This window comes from Amycolatopsis halotolerans (genome assembly GCF_042647905.1).
GTDB classification, from domain to species: Bacteria; Actinomycetota; Actinomycetes; order Mycobacteriales; family Pseudonocardiaceae; genus Amycolatopsis; species Amycolatopsis halotolerans.
The window spans coordinates 107292-122075 of sequence record NZ_JBHRWI010000027.1 but is presented as its reverse complement, the minus strand read 5'-3'; the positions used below and the strand labels follow the sequence as shown (position 1 = coordinate 122075).

At 68.7% G+C, this 14784-nt stretch carries 15 protein-coding genes; 4 read left to right on the top strand and 11 right to left on the bottom strand.

The annotated features are described in order from the left end of the window. Positions 1-7 precede the first annotated feature (7 nt). Both ACFORO_RS22590 and ACFORO_RS22585 read right to left on the bottom strand, forming a co-directional pair. On the bottom strand, positions 8-601 hold the full coding sequence (locus ACFORO_RS22590) for an HAD family hydrolase (RefSeq protein ID WP_377873008.1): 594 nt from the start codon (positions 599-601) through the stop codon (positions 8-10). After that, positions 580-1650 carry a hypothetical protein gene (locus ACFORO_RS22585; RefSeq protein ID WP_344281796.1) on the bottom strand — a complete coding sequence of 357 codons (1071 nt, stop codon included), beginning with the start codon at positions 1648-1650 and terminating at the stop codon, positions 580-582. Before ACFORO_RS22585 ends, ACFORO_RS22590 begins: the two co-directional genes overlap by 22 nt. A gap of 190 nt (positions 1651-1840) precedes the next feature. On the opposite strand from ACFORO_RS22585, the gene ACFORO_RS22580 reads away from it, so the two are divergent. Together ACFORO_RS22580 and ACFORO_RS22575 are read left to right on the top strand one after the other, a co-directional pair. Then, positions 1841-2947, top strand: coding sequence for a DegT/DnrJ/EryC1/StrS family aminotransferase (locus tag ACFORO_RS22580; RefSeq protein ID WP_354743573.1), 1107 nt, complete (start codon positions 1841-1843; stop codon positions 2945-2947). Then, the gene (locus ACFORO_RS22575; protein WP_354743575.1) at positions 2944-3897 is read left to right on the top strand and encodes a Gfo/Idh/MocA family protein; all 954 of its coding nucleotides are present in this window, start codon (positions 2944-2946) and stop codon (positions 3895-3897) included. Before ACFORO_RS22580 ends, ACFORO_RS22575 begins: the two co-directional genes overlap by 4 nt. On the opposite strand, the gene ACFORO_RS22570 is transcribed toward ACFORO_RS22575, so the two are convergent. From ACFORO_RS22570 to ACFORO_RS22530, 9 genes are all read right to left on the bottom strand, one after another. Continuing rightward, positions 3898-4635 carry a hypothetical protein gene (locus ACFORO_RS22570; protein WP_354743577.1) on the bottom strand — a complete coding sequence of 246 codons (738 nt, stop codon included), beginning with the start codon at positions 4633-4635 and terminating at the stop codon, positions 3898-3900. Then, complete coding sequence (locus ACFORO_RS22565) at positions 4632-5132, bottom strand: SigE family RNA polymerase sigma factor (RefSeq protein ID WP_344281808.1); 501 nt, start codon at positions 5130-5132, stop codon at positions 4632-4634. The genes ACFORO_RS22570 and ACFORO_RS22565 overlap by 4 nt, the downstream gene beginning before the upstream one ends. Positions 5133-5208: 76 nt before the next feature. After that, the gene (locus ACFORO_RS22560; protein WP_354743579.1) at positions 5209-5418 is read right to left on the bottom strand and encodes a hypothetical protein; all 210 of its coding nucleotides are present in this window, start codon (positions 5416-5418) and stop codon (positions 5209-5211) included. After that, positions 5384-5674, bottom strand: coding sequence for a Uma2 family endonuclease (locus ACFORO_RS22555; RefSeq protein ID WP_377873010.1), 291 nt, complete (start codon positions 5672-5674; stop codon positions 5384-5386). Before ACFORO_RS22555 ends, ACFORO_RS22560 begins: the two co-directional genes overlap by 35 nt. Positions 5675-5682: 8 nt before the next feature. Next, entirely contained in the window at positions 5683-6255 is a 573-nt protein-coding gene (locus tag ACFORO_RS22550; protein WP_354743581.1) for a Uma2 family endonuclease, read from the bottom strand. 84 nt (positions 6256-6339) lie between these two features. Next, a complete protein-coding gene (locus tag ACFORO_RS22545) occupies positions 6340-6957 on the bottom strand; it encodes an acyltransferase (RefSeq protein WP_344281814.1) in 618 nt (205 codons plus the stop codon). Further along, complete coding sequence (locus tag ACFORO_RS22540; protein ID WP_354743583.1) at positions 6957-8141, bottom strand: glycosyltransferase family 4 protein; 1185 nt, start codon at positions 8139-8141, stop codon at positions 6957-6959. The genes ACFORO_RS22545 and ACFORO_RS22540 overlap by 1 nt, the downstream gene beginning before the upstream one ends. Positions 8142-8211: 70 nt before the next feature. Further along, a complete protein-coding gene (locus tag ACFORO_RS22535) occupies positions 8212-9141 on the bottom strand; it encodes an NAD-dependent epimerase/dehydratase family protein (RefSeq protein WP_354743585.1) in 930 nt (309 codons plus the stop codon). A gap of 26 nt (positions 9142-9167) precedes the next feature. After that, entirely contained in the window at positions 9168-10316 is a 1149-nt protein-coding gene (locus ACFORO_RS22530; protein WP_377873011.1) for a DegT/DnrJ/EryC1/StrS family aminotransferase, read from the bottom strand. Positions 10317-10430: 114 nt separating this feature from the next. On the opposite strand from ACFORO_RS22530, the gene ACFORO_RS22525 reads away from it, so the two are divergent. Together ACFORO_RS22525 and lhgO are read left to right on the top strand one after the other, a co-directional pair. Then, positions 10431-13517 (top strand): BTAD domain-containing putative transcriptional regulator, encoded by a 3087-nt coding sequence (locus ACFORO_RS22525; RefSeq protein ID WP_377873012.1) that lies wholly within the window; start codon positions 10431-10433, stop codon positions 13515-13517. Beyond that, the gene (lhgO, locus tag ACFORO_RS22520) at positions 13477-14763 is read left to right on the top strand and encodes an L-2-hydroxyglutarate oxidase (RefSeq protein ID WP_354743630.1); all 1287 of its coding nucleotides are present in this window, start codon (positions 13477-13479) and stop codon (positions 14761-14763) included. The genes ACFORO_RS22525 and lhgO overlap by 41 nt, the downstream gene beginning before the upstream one ends. Positions 14764-14784 lie beyond the last annotated feature (21 nt).

Sequence of the window (14784 nt, the reverse complement as noted above, 5' to 3'; positions counted from 1 at the left end):
TGGGATTTCAGCCCGCGCGTGCGGGCAGCAGTTCACGCAGCGTCTCGACGTAGTGGTCCGCGCCCTCGGGACGGAACTTCAGCGAGTCGTTGCGCACGATCACGCTGAGCACGCCCGCGGCGTGCGCGGCCTCTACGTCGTGGAAGGTGTCGCCGACGAGCACCGCCTCCTCCGGGGCCGCGCCGAAGTGCCGCAGCACCGCAGTCACGCCCTCGGGATCCGGCTTGAGCCGGCGGACGTCCTCCCGCCCTATGACGTGCAGGCCCCTGGCGAGGTTGCCCAGCGCGTCCTCGACGCACAGCCGTGAGTTCCTCGTCACGACCGCGAGCTGGTAGCCGGAAGGCAGCTCCGCCAGCAGTTCGCGCGCGCCGTCAGTGAATTCGCCCTGCGCCACGGAGGCGCGTTCGAACCGCGTCACGACGTCGAGCCGGGCGGTGTCGCCTTCGTCGAGCCAGCGCTGGAACAGCTCGCCGAGCCTGTCCTCAGCGGACAGTCCCAGCTCGGCGCGCAGGCCCCCGAAGTCGACCGGCAGCCGGAACAGCGTGCCGTCGAAGTCGAAGGCCAGCACCTTCCGCCCGGTCAGATCCGCTTCGACGCCCATTCGCCTTCCTTGACCAAGCGATAGCCCATGTCGATCATGCGGACCCAGTACAGGTCGTCGGGCAGCGGGTTGTAGACCTCGGGCCGCTCGGGCAACTCGTTGCCGAGGCCGAGCTGGATGTACATGTCGGGCATGTTCAGCCCGGCGTGCGCGAAGAAGTTGCTTGTGGTGAAGAAGCGGCCGACGTTGATCTCGGTGACCATCGGCACCCCGGCGGCGTTCTCCTTCATGTCCACGCAGAACACGCCGTGCGGCTTGTCGGACACCGCGCGCACCGCGGACTCGCCGATCTTGTTCACGTCGTCGCGGTTGACCGTCTTGGCCACCGACGGCGACGAGCTCTGCCCGCTCGGGGTCAGGTTGCCGAAGATGTATTCGATGCGGGAGCGCGCCTGCGAGGTGATCAGCTCGCCCTCGTGCCACAGGCTCTGCCACGCGAACTCCTCGCCCGGCAGGTATTCGCTGGCCATGAAGTCGCCGTAGTCGAGGCCGCGGAAACCGCGCCAGTAGTCGATCCAGGCGTCGCCCTGGTAGAAGGAGTTGATCGGGAGGCTGCCCCGGGAGCCGGCGCCGCGGATGGCGCGCAGCCAGACCCGCGGGTTGATCTTCAGCAGCTCCTCGAGCCCGCCCTTGAGGTCGTCCGGCGAGTCGATCTTGATGGCTTCGGGCACCGAGACGCCGTTCGCCTTCATGTGCGCGTTGAACGCCATCTTGTCGTGGCACAACGCGATCGCGCGCGCGTCCGGCAGGAACGTCGGCGCGTTCAGCTTGTCGCGGTTCTCCGCGAGGTAGCCGACCTCGACGTCCGGCTGCGGGTGCACGAAATCGATGCGCTCGGCTTCGATGACGCGGTTGATCGCGTCGGCGTACCCGGGGTCGCTGACCGGCGGGACCAGGTATTTGGCCTCGACGTCGAGAAGTTCGAGGTGGAAGGGCTTCACGTCAGTGCCGACGACCTCGTAGTCGTTTCCGGCGACCGCGAGCGCGTCCCGGAAGTTGTAGGCGGCGGATCCGCCGGCGCCGGTGATGAGGATTCGTGCGCTGCTCATTCGCGTGTTCTCAGCCTTACCTGTTCAGTTCCCGCCGGAGCCGGGACGGTAGCCGGAAGCCCACTTGTGGTCGGCGAGTATCGTGACGCCCGCGTCTGTGCTGACTGCACCGAACTCGGGGCTCGTGCCATGCCGAGGCAAGACTGTACCGGACGCGCCGAAAGTGCCCGCCGAGAGCGAGAGACTGCAGATGATCCCCATTACCGTGGTCGACGTCCGTGCTGCGGAGGACCTGGTCGTCGAAGTGCTGCGATCCGGCGCTATCGCCCAGGGCCCGATGGTAAAGCGTTTCGAGGACGCGTTCGCACACGTCTCCGGAACGAAACACGCCATCGCCGTGAACAACGGGACGACCGCGCTGGTCGCGTCACTGCAGGCACTTGACCTGCAGCCCGGAGACGAGGTCGTGACCTCGCCGTTCACCTTCGTCGCGACGCTGAACGCGATCCTGGAAGCCGGCGCGACCGTGCGGTTCGCCGACATCCGCCGCGACGATTTCGCGATCGACCCGGACGCCGTCGCGGCCGCCGTCGGCCCGCGCACCAAGGTGCTCATGCCGGTGCACCTGTACGGGCAGACCGCCGACATGGGCAAGCTCGCGCCGCTGGCCGCGGAGCACGGGCTGCACGTGGTCGAGGATTCCGCGCAGGCGGTCGGCGCCTCGTTCGAGGGCCGCAAGGCCGGCTCGTACGGCATCGGCTGCTTCTCGCTGTACGCGACGAAGAACGTGACCACTGCCGAGGGCGGCGTGATCACCACGGACGACGACGCGCTCGCCGACAAGCTGCGCGTGATGCGCAACCAGGGCATGAAGGCCCGCTACCAGTACGAGATGGCCGGCCACAACTACCGGATGACCGACCTGCACGCCGCCGTCGGCATCCCGCAGCTGGAGAAGCTCGACCAGCTCACCGCGGCGCGGCAGGCCAACGCGAAGCGGCTGTCCGAGGGCCTCGCCGGCACGCCGGGCCTCGAGGTGCCGCAGGTGCTGCCCGGCCGCGAACACGTGTGGCACCAGTACACCGTGCTGGTCGGCCCGCACGCGATGCTCTCGCGCGAGGAGTTCGCCTCCGCGCTGACCGAACGCGGCATCGGCAACGGGATCTACTACCCGAAGATCGTCTTCGACTACGAGTGCTACCGCGGGCACCCGCTGATCCCGGACGCCCGGGTCGAGGACTTCCCGGTGGCCGGAGCCGTTGCCGCGCAAGCGCTTTCGCTGCCGGTACACCCGCATCTGACCGAGTCCGAAGTGGACCAGATCATCGAAACTGTTCGCGAGGTACTCGGCGCATGACCCATCGCATCGCACTCGTCGGCACCGGCAACATGGGCTCGCTGCACGCGCGCGTCCTGTCGCAGAACGACCGGGTGGACCTGGCCCGCGTGATCGACCCGCGCGAGGAAGCGGGCCGCGCGGTCGCCGACCGCTACGAAACCCAGTGGACGCCGGAAATCGGCTCACTGTCCGATGTGGACGCTGTGGTGCTCGCCTCGGCCACCGAGGTGCATTACGAGCTGGCACAGGAGATTCTCGGCCAGGGCAAGCCCATGCTGGTCGAGAAGCCGGTGTGCAACAGCCTCGAGTTCTCGCAGGAAATCGTTGCCCTGTCGGCGAAAAAGGACGTCCCGCTGATGTGCGGGCTCCTGGAGCGCTACAACCCGGCCGTGATGACCGCGCGGGCGCTGGTGAACGAACCGGTGCACCTGATGGCGCGCCGGCACGGCCCGTACGCGCCGCGGATCAAGACCGGCGTCGCGTGGGACCTGCTGGTGCACGACGTCGACCTGGCGATCCAGTTCTTCGGCGGGGCCACGCCGGGCCGGGTCACCTCCAGCGCGGGGTATTTCCACCCGCAGTCGGTCACCGGGGCCGAGGACACCATCGAGACGGTGCTGTCTTTCCCCACCGGCCTGGCCACGGTGTCGGCTTCGCGGCTGGCGCAGCGCAAGGTCCGGTCGCTGATGGTGTCCGAACTGGACCGGATGGTCGAGATCGACCTGCTGCGCCGCGACGTGACGATCTACCGGCACATCTCGCACGATTCGGTCACCGCGGACGGTCTCGGCTACCGGCAGCAGACCGTGATCGAGATCCCGGAGCTGGTCACCGCGCGCGAGCCGCTGGCGACGCAGCTGGACCGGTTCGTGGATCTGCTGGAGGGCAAGGTCGACGCGGACGTCGAGCGCGCGCTGATCCTGCCGTCGCACGAGGTTGTGGCGCAGGTTCTGGCTGAGGCCGCCTGATTATTTGGTGAGGCGTTTGCCGTCCGCGGAGTACGCGACCAGCGGAGTCGCCCTCTCGGCGGACGGCACGTCGTCCTGGTCGAACCAGAACACGACCACCCCGGGGTCCTCGCTCCAGCGCGCCGTGTGCGCCGGGATCGTGCGACCGTCCACTGTGGTCTCGATGCGGGCGGCCGGACCGCTGAAATAGCCGTACACCGGCACCCAGATGTCCGCGACAGTCGTGCCGCCTGACGTCGCGTGGAAGCCGAAAGAGCGGTCCTTGCCGTCGGATTCGTTGGCGAGGTAGAGCGGACGCAGGTTTCCGTCCGGCTCGTACAAGCTGGCCATCACGCCGAATTGGACAGCCGGCAGGTTGTCCGGGTCGTCGATTTGCGTCGCGTAGAAGACAAGTTCCGCGCCGTCGGTGTAGGTGCCGGTGGAGATCACTTCGCCGAGCGGCCTCGATTCAGCCGACGTCGGCGCCGGGACCGGTGTCGACGAAGCCACACTCGTCACCATCGGCGGCGGTGCCGCCGCCGCGTGCACCTGCTCCGGCGCACCGCCCGGCGAACGCAACCAAGCCGCACCGAACACCACGGCGACCACAGCCACCGCCGCGCCCGACGACGTCAGAAACCGTCGCCTACGCCGAATCCGGCCGCCGTCTTTGATAATCCGGTCGAGATCGGGCTCAGCAAAGGGTTCCGCGGGCGCTTCCTGAAGCGCGGCGCGCAACCGGTCGAGTTCGTCGGTCACGCGCTCACCTCCCCGACGAGCGCATCGCCGTCGACGCGCAACTTCGCCAGCGCGCGGGAATTGGTGCTCTTGACGGTGCCGACGGACACGCCCAATTCCTCGGCGACCTGATGCTCCGGCAAATCGAAGAAATGCCGGAGCACGACTACCGCGCGTTCACGGGCGGTAAGCCGGGCCAATGCGTCGGAAAGCCATTCCCGATCCGCGACGGCGTGCGAGATGTCGGGAACCTTCGGCGGCTCCGGCATCTCCTCAGTGGCGTATTCGCGGATCGGCCGGCGCCAGATGTCGATGACGTGATTGGCCAGCACGCGGCGGGCGTAGGCGTAGGGATTCTTCCGCCGGACTCGGGGCCAGGCCGCGTAGGTGCGAGTGAAGGCGGTCTGCGCGGCGTCCTCGGCCTGGTGCCGGTCGCCGGTGAGCAGGTAGGCCGCGTGCGTGAGCCGGGCAGAACAGGACCGCACGAAGTCGGCGAACTCGTCGTCCCCGCGCACCATCCCACCCCTGTTTCCCGGTCTCGGCGTCACTGTCCAGGTTACGGGGGCGGGAGACGTGCGTCGATGTAATGGCTGGTCAGTCTTGTCTCAATGGCGACGCATGGTGTTCGGGGAGGTGCTCGGGGTCAGCGTTGGGCTCGACTTCCAACTCGACGCTGGCGGAATACTCGCCGAAATTCTCGTAATCACCGTCGATCAACCGGTACGCGATCATGCTCACCGGCGGATCCAAGTCAACGATCCAGTAATGCTCAATACCCGCATCTGCATACTCGAACAGCTTCACACTCTGGTCGACGTGCTTCGTACACGACGACATCCGGGACGCGGATCGTCAGCGGGCTCTCGCACAGGAGCAGCTCCGCCTCGGCACCGGCGCTCATCTCGGGACAGAGCTGCTCGTCGAGCAGGAACGCCAACCGCGTCACTGACCGCAGGTGAAACCACATCGGACGCGGCGACGGGACAAGAACCCCGTCAACGACCTCGACCCGAGCCTCTGGGTTCTCCGGAAAATCCGCCCAATCAGCAAGCGCCAGCAAGGCGAGAGTCAGCGCTGCGCGCGCGGATCGATCAACGAGTTCAGATCGAACTTCACCGGAACCCCCGCGATCTCCAGCTCCACCGCGCCCGAATACTCGCCGAAATTCTCGTAATCACCGTCGATCAACCGGTACGCGATCATGCTCACCGGCGGGTCCACATCGACGATCCAGTAATCCCCGATACCCGCATCGGCGTACTCAAACAGCTTCGCGCCCTGGTCGACGTCCTTGGTGGCAGGCGAAAGCACCTCGACCACCAACGAAACGTCGCCAGCCCCGATCCGCGGGATGTTCGCTTCGATGAGGTCCGACGGCGCGACCACCACGTCCGGCACCCGGACCGTCGGCGGGACGTCGGCCAGTACCGTCTCGAATTCTCCGACCGCCACCAACTCCGGCGGCAGCTGCATCGTCAGCAGATACGGCAATCTGCTGATGATCAGCTGGTGGAGCGACATCGGACGCGGCGACACTGACAGGACCCCTTCGACGACCTCGACCCGCACCTCCGGGTGCGCCGGAAGGTCCGCCCAGTCGTCAAGGGTCAGGAGGTGGTGAGGCCATTCAAGGACACTCATGACTTCTCCTTCACCGAAAGTGACTGAGAGCAGTGTCCCATGTTACCCGGAGCATCCGCCAGCGCGTGACGCACCGTGTCCGAATCACTTCCCGCTGAAGTCGCCCGACGGGGAGCCCCAGCCGGAAGGGTCGTCCGACAGCGCGCGGCGGCGGGCGTTTTCCTCGCGGACCCGCTTGACCTCCGACTCGATGTATTCCTCGTCGTAGCGCTGGAAGACCCGCGCCGGGTTGCCCGCTACCAGCGAGCGCGCCGGGACGTCCTTGGCGACCACCGAGTTCGGCTGCACCGTCGCGAAGTCACCGATCGTGACGCCGGGCATGATCACCACGAGGCCGCCGATGAAACAGCCCTTGCCGATTTTCACCGGCTTGCGTTCGATCAGGTCGCTGCCGGAATGGTTTTCCAGCGCCATGTTCGCGAGCCAGCTCGAATGCGTGAACACCAGGGTATTCAGCCCGATGCTGGTGTGTTCGCCGATTTCCAGCCCGCCGCTCGCGTCGAGGACCGCGCCCTCGCCGACCCAGCAGTGTTCGCCCATCGCGAGGTTGTCCGGGCTGACGATCTTGGCCCGTTCCCGCACGCGGCACGACTCCGGCAGGCCGAAGAACTTGGCCCGCTCGGCGTCGTTCATGTACTGCGTGACGAGGTCGTTCAGGATCATCGGGCGCAGCCGGTTGCTGCGCTCGTCGTCGAAGAACATCAGTTGTCCGCCACCAGTTTCGTGAGCACCCGCAGGTGTTCCTCGGTCACTACGTCCAGTCCGAAGTTGTCCCGGACCATCGACGCCTCCCGCTCCGCGATCCGCGCGCGTTCCTTCGGATCGTCCAAAAGGGACAGCACGGTGGTCGCGACCGCCTCGGAATCGTTGGGCCGCACCAGCAGGATGTTCTCGCCGTTGTGCAGTTCGATGCCGGGGTAGTTGTCCTCGGTGACCGACGCGATGGTCGCGGTTCCGGACAGCATCGCCTCGAGCGACGCGGTGCCGCAGCCGCCGTTGAGGTCGTGCGTGACGATGTCCGCGGCCGCGAAGTACGCGGGCACGTCCGCCTTCGGCACCGCGCCGGTGACGATCAGCGCGTCGGAAACGCCCAGTTCCTTGGCCCGCTGCTGGAAAGCGTCGTGGTACACCCGCCCGACGACCACCACGCGCAGTCCGGGGTGCCGCTCCAGGATCGCGGGCAGCGCCTCGATCAGCGGCAGCCGGTCGCGCAGCGGGATCACGTGCCCGAGCGACACGATCAGCGGCGCGTCCCCGATTTCCAGTTCCGCGCGCACGTCCTTGGTCACCGGCTTCGCGAAATGCCCGGTGTCCACCGCGATCGGGAAGTACTCGGAGTTGTCGTCGCTCGTGCCGTAGCGCTGGACGCAGTAGTCCACGCCCTGCTTGTCGAGGATGATGTAGCGCGGGCGCAGGTACTTCAGCACCGGGTTGACCAGCATCGCGTCGAGCGCGCGGAACACCCGGCCGTACATTTTGTTCTCGCTGATCAGCAGCGTGTGGATGGTGAGCAGAACGGGCAGCTTGTGCCGGCGCGCGTAGATGCCGACCATCCAGGACAGGTCGAAGAACTGTCCGTGCAGGTGCACCGCGTCCGGTTTGAACTCGTTCAGCAGCTTCCACAGCCGCCGCCAGTTGCCCGGCCGCATCGACGCGAACGTCATGTCGAAGTCGATCGACAGGCCGAGCTGCGGCATTTTCACCGCGGGCAGGCGCACGACGCGGTATCCGTCGCGCTCCTCTTCCGCCGGCGCGTCACCGTAGGCAGCGGTGATCGCCAGCACTTCGTTCCCGGCGGCCGCGTACTCGGCGGCCAGCGAAGCCGACATGTGCGCGCTTCCGCCCACTCGCGGCGGGAAGAAGTTGTTCACCACCACGATCCGCATGGGCTTTCCTTCTGCCGGGCCCGCAGTGCTCATTACGCATTCCCCTCGGAAGACGCGCCGACGGAAGTACTCACTCGGAGTCCCGCACCAAGGCGCGCATGCCCTCTTCGACGGTGATGGTCGGCTCCCAGCCGAGCACCTCGCGGGCGCGGGTGATGTCCGCGGCGCGGCGGGAGACGAGGACGTCGCGCTTGTTGAACACCGGCTCGACGTCGACGCCGACGGCCTCGATCAGGATCTTCGCCAGCGTGGCGATCGAGGTGTCGATGCCGGTGCCGATGTTGATCGGCAGGTTCGACTGCTCCGACTCCAGCGCCGCGACGACGCCCTTGGCGAGGTCGGTGACGTGCACGAAGTCCATCGACTGGTCGCCCGCGCCGTCGATGATCGGCGGCTGGCCGGCGCGCAGGCGCTGGATGAAGTGGTTGATGACCGAGGTGTAGTACGCCTCGATCTTCTGGCCGGGGCCGTACACGTTGAAGAAGCGCAGCGCGTTCCAGGAAAGGCCCTTGGTGCGCTCGTAGAAGCCCAGCATGTCCTCGCCCGCGCGCTTGGAGATGCAGTACGGGGTGAGCGGGTTCAGCTTGTCGTCCTCGTGCATCGGCAGCCGCTCCGGCTCGCCGTACACCGAGGCGGTGGAGGCGAACACCAGGCGCTCGACGCCCTCGTCGGCCGCGGCCGAGAAGACGTTGTTGTTGCCGACCATGTTGATGTCGATCGACTCGCCCGGGTCCGCGACCGACTTGTTGATCGACACCGTGGCGAAGTGGATCGCGTGCGTGCAGCCGCGGATGGCCTCGCGGACGCCGACGCCGTAGCGCACGTCCTTCTCGACCAGTTCGACCTTGCCGGTGGCGACGAACTCGTTGACGCGGTCACGGTCGCCGCGGGTCATGTTGTCGAAGATCCGGATCGTGTAATCCTTTTCCAGCAGGATCGGGATCACGTGCGAGGCGATGAAACCGCCGGCGCCGGTGAAGAAAACTTTCTTGTCGGACATGGGTTCTCCTCAGGAGGGTCGGCGGGTCAGGAAAGAGCGGACACGGCTTCGCGCACGGTGGCGACCACGCGCTCGACTTCGCTGTCGGTGAGTTCCGCGTGCATCGGGATCGCCAGCTGGCGGCGGAAAGCGTCGGCGGAGACGGGCAGCGGCTGCTGCTCGCCGTACACCGGCTGCAAGTGGGAGGCGTAGGTGCCGAAGTTGCACTGCACGCCCTGTTCGCGGATCCGCAGGGCCAGCGCGTCGCGGCTGATCTCCGGGGCCACCGTCATCAAGTACGCCTGCCACGGGTGCTCGCGGTCGGGCGCTTCGACCGGCACGGTCAGCGCGTCGACGTCCTCGAACGCCTCGTGGTAGCGCTTGGCCACCGAGCGGCGGGCGGAGAGCAGGTCGGGCAGCCGGTCGAGCTGCACGCCCATGATCGCGGCCTGGATGTCTGAGAGCCGGAAGTTCCAGCCGAGCTCGTGGAACGTCGGGATCGGCAGTTCCTGCGAACCCTCGCGGGTGAACGCCGGCTCGATGCCGTAGGTGTGGATCTTGCGCGCGTGCGCGATCAGGTCCTCGCGGTTCGAGACCAGCGCGCCACCCTCGCCCGCGGTGATGCCCTTGCGGCCGTGGAAGGAGAACGCGGCCAGGTCGGCGAGGCTGCCCGCCGGGCGGTTGCGGTAGGTCGCGCCGGCGGAGCAGGCGGCGTCCTCGAACAGCCACAGGCCGTGCTTGTCGGCGATCGCGCGGTACTCGTCGAAGTCGCCGGGCTGGCCCGCGACGTCGACGGCGAGGATGCCCACCGTGCGCGGCGTGATGAGCGCTTCGATCGCGGCCGGGTCGGCGCTGAAGATGTCCGGGCGGATGTCGGCGAAGACCGGCTTCGCGCCGGCCTGCAGCACGGCGTGGCCGGTCGCCGGGAAGGTGTAGTCGCCGACGATCACCTCGTCGCCGGGCTGGACGCCGAGCACCTTCAGGCCCAGGAACAGGGCGGAGCCGCAGTTGCTGGTGGTCAGAGCGTGCGCGGTGCCGGTGAGCTTCGCGAACCGCTCCTCGAAACGACGGCAGGCCGGGCCCGCGCCGGCGAGCCAGCCGGAACGGAACACTTCGGCGACGGCTGCGAGCTCTTCGTCGCCGACGGTCGGCTTCCCGAGCAGGACGGGTTCGCCCACTGTAGATCTCCTGTGCATCGGGGTGTCCCGCATTGCGCGGGGTCGCGCCAAAGTGTATAGAAGTCGCGCTCGACGCCTGTTTCGGGGACAGAACCCACGGGTAAACACCCGATCCGGGCATAGGCTCGCGGAATGCGGATCGGGGTATTGGGGGCCGTCGTCGCGTGGGACGGCGCGGGCGGGACGGTCGCCGTCGGCGGCCCGCGAGGCCGGGCACTGCTGGCCTTGCTCGCGGCGGACGCCGGGCGGTTCGTGTCCGCCGAGCGGCTCATCGACGGGCTCTACGGCGAGGACCCGCCGGACGGCGCGGCGAACGCGCTCCAATCGCAGGTCTCACGGCTGCGGAGCGCGCTGAAACTGCCGATCGAACTCACCTCGGCGGGGTACCGCCTCCGAATCGAACCGGACGAAGTGGACGCCCATCGGTTCGAACGACTGGCCGGTGAAGGCCGTCGCGAACTGGCCGCGGGCGACCCGACGCGGGCCAGCGATCTGCTCGGCGAGGCGCTGGCGTTGTGGCGCGGACCGGCGTTCGCGGACGTCCCGGCAGTGCCGTCGGTCGAGATGCAAACCACCCGGCTGGGCGAGCTGCGCGCCGAGGCAGCAGCCGACCGGGTCGACGCGGAAATCTCGCTCGGCCGCGCCGCGGACGTCCTCGACGAACTGCGTACCGCCGTCGCCGAGAACCCCCTGCGCGAACGGTCGCGGGCCCAGTTGGTGCGGGCCCTGCACGCGGCCGGTCGGACCGCCGAAGCACTGGCTGCGTTCGAGGACGCCCGCCGCACGCTCGCCGACGAACTGGGCGCGGACCCTGGTCCAGACCTCACCGAAGCGCATCTGGCCGCTTTGCGCGGCGAGTCCGCGAACGCCGCGACGCCGTTGCCCGCACAGCTCACCAGCTTCGTCGGCCGGGACGACGAACTGAAGCGGGTCGCGGATCTCCTGCGGCAGGCTCGGCTCGTCACGCTGCTGGGTCCGGGCGGGACCGGGAAGACCCGGCTGGCCATCGAAGCCGCGGCGGACGCGGGTCCGTGCGTCTTCGTGGAGCTGGCCCCGCACGTCGCCGACGACGTTCCGCAGGCCGTCCTCACCGCGCTCGGTCTGCGCGAGGGTGCTCGCGGTCGCCAGGATCCCGTCGAACGGCTTGTCTCGGCATTGCGCGACCAGGCGACGTTGCTGGTGCTGGACAACTGCGAGCACGTCATCGCCGCCGCAGCGCGGCTGGTCGCCCAGTTGTTGCCCGCCTGCCCCGGGCTGCGCGTCCTCGCGACGAGCCGGGAACCGCTCGGCATCACCGGTGAACAGCTCGCGCCGATCCCTCGCCTCGCCGTCCCGCCGCCCGGCGCACCCACCGTGGAGACCTATCCCGCGGTACGACTGTTCCTCGACCGCGCTCGGGCCAGCGACCCCGCGTTCCGGCTGACCGACGAAACCGCGGCCGACGTCGTGCGCATCTGCACCGCGCTCGACGGCCTCCCCCTCGCCCTGGAACTGGCCGCCGCCCGAGTGCGCACGCTGCCCGTCGCCGACATCGCCGCGCGACTCGACGACCGCTTCCAACTCCTCGCCCGAGGCAGCCGCACCGCCGACGAGCGGCACCGGTCGCTCCGCGGTGTCGTGGAGTGGAGCTGGGACCTCCTCGATGACGACGAACGCCGCCTCGCCCGCCGACTGACCGTCTTCACCGGCGGCGCGACGCTCGCGTACGCCGAGCAGGTGTGCGACGTCCCGGTCGACCTGCTCCCCGAACTCGCCGACAAGTCGCTCGTCGAACCTTCGAGCGGGCGCTACCGAATGCTGGAGACGATCCGCGCGTTCTGCGCGGAAAAGCTCGACGCCGCAGGCGAGACCGAACGCTTCCGGCACGCGCACGCACAAGCGTTCCTGCGGCTCGCCGAAGAAGCCGACCCGAAGCTGCGTACCGCGGAACAGCTCGACTGGCTGCGGAAAATCGCCGCCGAGTACGACAACATCGTGGCCGCGCTCCGATGGTCGGCCGCGGCGGATCCGTCGACTGCCCTGCGGATCGCCACCGCGCTGTCGATGTATTGGTGGCTGCGCGGACGACGTTACGAAGGCGCGGCGCTGTCGATGGAAATCGTGCGCCACTGCCAAGCGGCACCGCCGGAAGGACACCGCGAGCAATTCCTCATGTGCCTGCTGACCGCGATGGCCGGTGCCCCCGAAGCCGCCGAGACGGCGAACTACCGGTCCTATGTGGAGCAGTACCTAGTGGACAGTTCCTGGACCCCGGAGCATCCGATGATGCTCATGCTGTCCGGTGTCGTGCTCGGACCGCCGGAGGACGACGACGCGCGGCTTCGGCTGTCCGGGCTCGAAAACCACCCCGACCCGTGGCTCACCGCACTCGTGCCGATGGGCGACGGTCTGCGCTCGGTGCTCGCCGGGGAACTCGACGAAGCCGAACGCGGCCTGCGAGAAGGCGAAGCGCGTTATCGGGCGCTCGGCGAACGCTGGGGGCTGTCGATGGCGCTCGACCACCTGTCGCAGCTGCTGGTTTTGCGCGGCCGTCACGAGGAAGCGCTCGCCGCGATGACCGAGTCCCTGTCGCTCATGCAGACGCTCGGCGCGACCGACGACTACGCGGACCTGCTGTGCCGTCGCGGCGACAGCCGAGCGCTGCGCGGCGATCTCGACGGCGCGAAGGCGGACTACGAGCGAACCGTTGAGCTGGCCCACCGCACCGGCATGCCCGAGACGCGAGGCAGCGGTCACGTCGGCTTGTCCGGCCTCGCCCGCCGCTCTGGCGATCTGGCCGGCGCACGGGCGCTCGCCGAGCAAGCGCTTGCCGAATGCGCGGCGGACTCGTTCTCGGCCGCCATGGTGCGGGCACTCGCGTCGATCGCGCTCGGCTGGATCGACGTGGCCGAGCACCGCCCGGAGGACGCCCGTCGCCGGATGCGGCTGGGGGTCGAGACCGCGCGTCGTTGGCACGACCACGGGTCGCTGGCCACCGCGTTCGAGGGCGTCGCCGGGGTCTTCGCCGAGGAGGGCCGGTTCGCCGACGCCGCCGCGCTGCTCGGTGCGGCAGCCGCGGTGCGCGGGGCCGCCGTGCCCGGTCGGCACGATGTCGCGCAGGTCACCGCAGCCGCGGAGAAGGCGCTCGGAGCCGACGGGTTCACCGCCGCTTACACCGCCGGTAAGCAGCTCGAACCGCATCAACGGCTCGCGTTGGCCGGATTGTCCCCGGTTCAGTGAACGGGTACCACGCCGTCGGGGGGTACGCAGCGCCGCACCGGAGCGCGTAGCCTTCCCTGCCGTGCGGAACGTAGTTGTGATCGGTGGGGGAATCGTCGGGCTGTCGGTCGCGTGGGAGCTGTCCCAGCGCGGTCAGGACGTGACGGTGCTCGAAAAGGAAGCTCGCTGGGCTGCGCACCAGACCGGGCACAACTCCAATGTCGTGCACGCCGGGCTCTACTACAAGCCGGGCTCGTTCAAGGCGCGGATGTCGGTCGGCGGCAACCGGTCCATTGTGGATTTCGCCCGGCAGTACGGGGTGCCCGTGCAGGTGTGCGGCAAGCTCGTCGTGGCCACGCGGGAGGAGGAGATCCCCGCGCTGGACACGCTCGCCGAGCGGGCCGAGGCCAACGGCGTGCCCGCCAAGCGGATCACCCCCGCGGAGGCGCGCGAGTACGAGCCGGAGGTGTCCTGCGTCGCCGCGCTGCGCGTCGAGTCGACCGGGATCATCGACTTCCCGGCGGTGTGCGCGGCGCTCGTGCGGCTGCTCGACGAGGCGGACGCGGACCTGCGGCTGAACACGCCCGCGCTGGGCATCCGCCCGGCTCGCGGCGGCGGCGTCGAGGTGGCCACCGGTTCCGAGGTGCTGCACGCGGACGCGCTGGTCAACTGCGCCGGCCTGCACGCGGACCGCGTCGCCGAACTCGCCGGTCTCACGCCGAGCGCGCGCATCGTGCCGTTCCGCGGCGAGTACTACGAGCTGAAGCCGGAGCGTCGCCACCTCGTACGCGGCCTGATCTACCCGGTGCCGGACCCGACGCTGCCGTTCCTCGGCGTGCACCTGACCCGCATGCTCGACGGCAGCGTTCACGCCGGCCCGAACGCCGTGCTCGCGCTGCGCCGCGAGGGTTACCGCTGGGCGGACGTGTCGGTGAAGGATCTCGCCGACGTCGCCCGCTTCCCCGGCGCGTGGAAGCTCGCGCGCAAGTACGCCTACCCGACCGGCCTCGAAGAGGTGCTGCGGTCCTTCTCGAAGAAGCGCTTCGCCGCCAGCCTCGCGCAGCTCGTGCCCGCGGTCACCGAGGACGACATCGTGCGCCACGGTTCCGGTGTGCGGGCGCAGGCGCTGCGGCCGGACGGTTCCCTGGTGGACGACTTCCTCATCGAGTCCACAAAGGACCAGGTGCACGTGCTCAACGCGCCGAGCCCGGCGGCGACGAGCGCGCTGGAGATCGCCAAGTACATCGCCGACCAGGTAACCGACTGACGGCTGGCCAAATGCCGTGAA

Bases quoted from the DNA above. Each gene is read 5' to 3' on its own strand.
- ACFORO_RS22590 (WP_377873008.1), bottom strand. From the start codon at position 601: ATGGGCGTCGAAGCGGATCTGACCGGGCGGAAGGTGCTGGCCTTCGAC.
- ACFORO_RS22585 (WP_344281796.1), bottom strand. From the start codon at position 1,650: ATGAGCAGCGCACGAATCCTCATCACCGGCGCCGGCGGATCCGCCGCC.
- ACFORO_RS22580 (WP_354743573.1), top strand. From the start codon at position 1,841: ATGATCCCCATTACCGTGGTCGACGTCCGTGCTGCGGAGGACCTGGTC.
- ACFORO_RS22575 (WP_354743575.1), top strand. From the start codon at position 2,944: ATGACCCATCGCATCGCACTCGTCGGCACCGGCAACATGGGCTCGCTG.
- ACFORO_RS22565 (WP_344281808.1), bottom strand. From the start codon at position 5,132: ATGGTGCGCGGGGACGACGAGTTCGCCGACTTCGTGCGGTCCTGTTCT.
- ACFORO_RS22550 (WP_354743581.1), bottom strand. From the start codon at position 6,255: ATGAGTGTCCTTGAATGGCCTCACCACCTCCTGACCCTTGACGACTGG.
- ACFORO_RS22545 (WP_344281814.1), bottom strand. From the start codon at position 6,957: ATGTTCTTCGACGACGAGCGCAGCAACCGGCTGCGCCCGATGATCCTG.
- ACFORO_RS22540 (WP_354743583.1), bottom strand. From the start codon at position 8,141: ATGCGGATCGTGGTGGTGAACAACTTCTTCCCGCCGCGAGTGGGCGGA.
- ACFORO_RS22535 (WP_354743585.1), bottom strand. From the start codon at position 9,141: ATGTCCGACAAGAAAGTTTTCTTCACCGGCGCCGGCGGTTTCATCGCC.
- ACFORO_RS22530 (WP_377873011.1), bottom strand. From the start codon at position 10,316: ATGCACAGGAGATCTACAGTGGGCGAACCCGTCCTGCTCGGGAAGCCG.
- ACFORO_RS22525 (WP_377873012.1), top strand. From the start codon at position 10,431: ATGCGGATCGGGGTATTGGGGGCCGTCGTCGCGTGGGACGGCGCGGGC.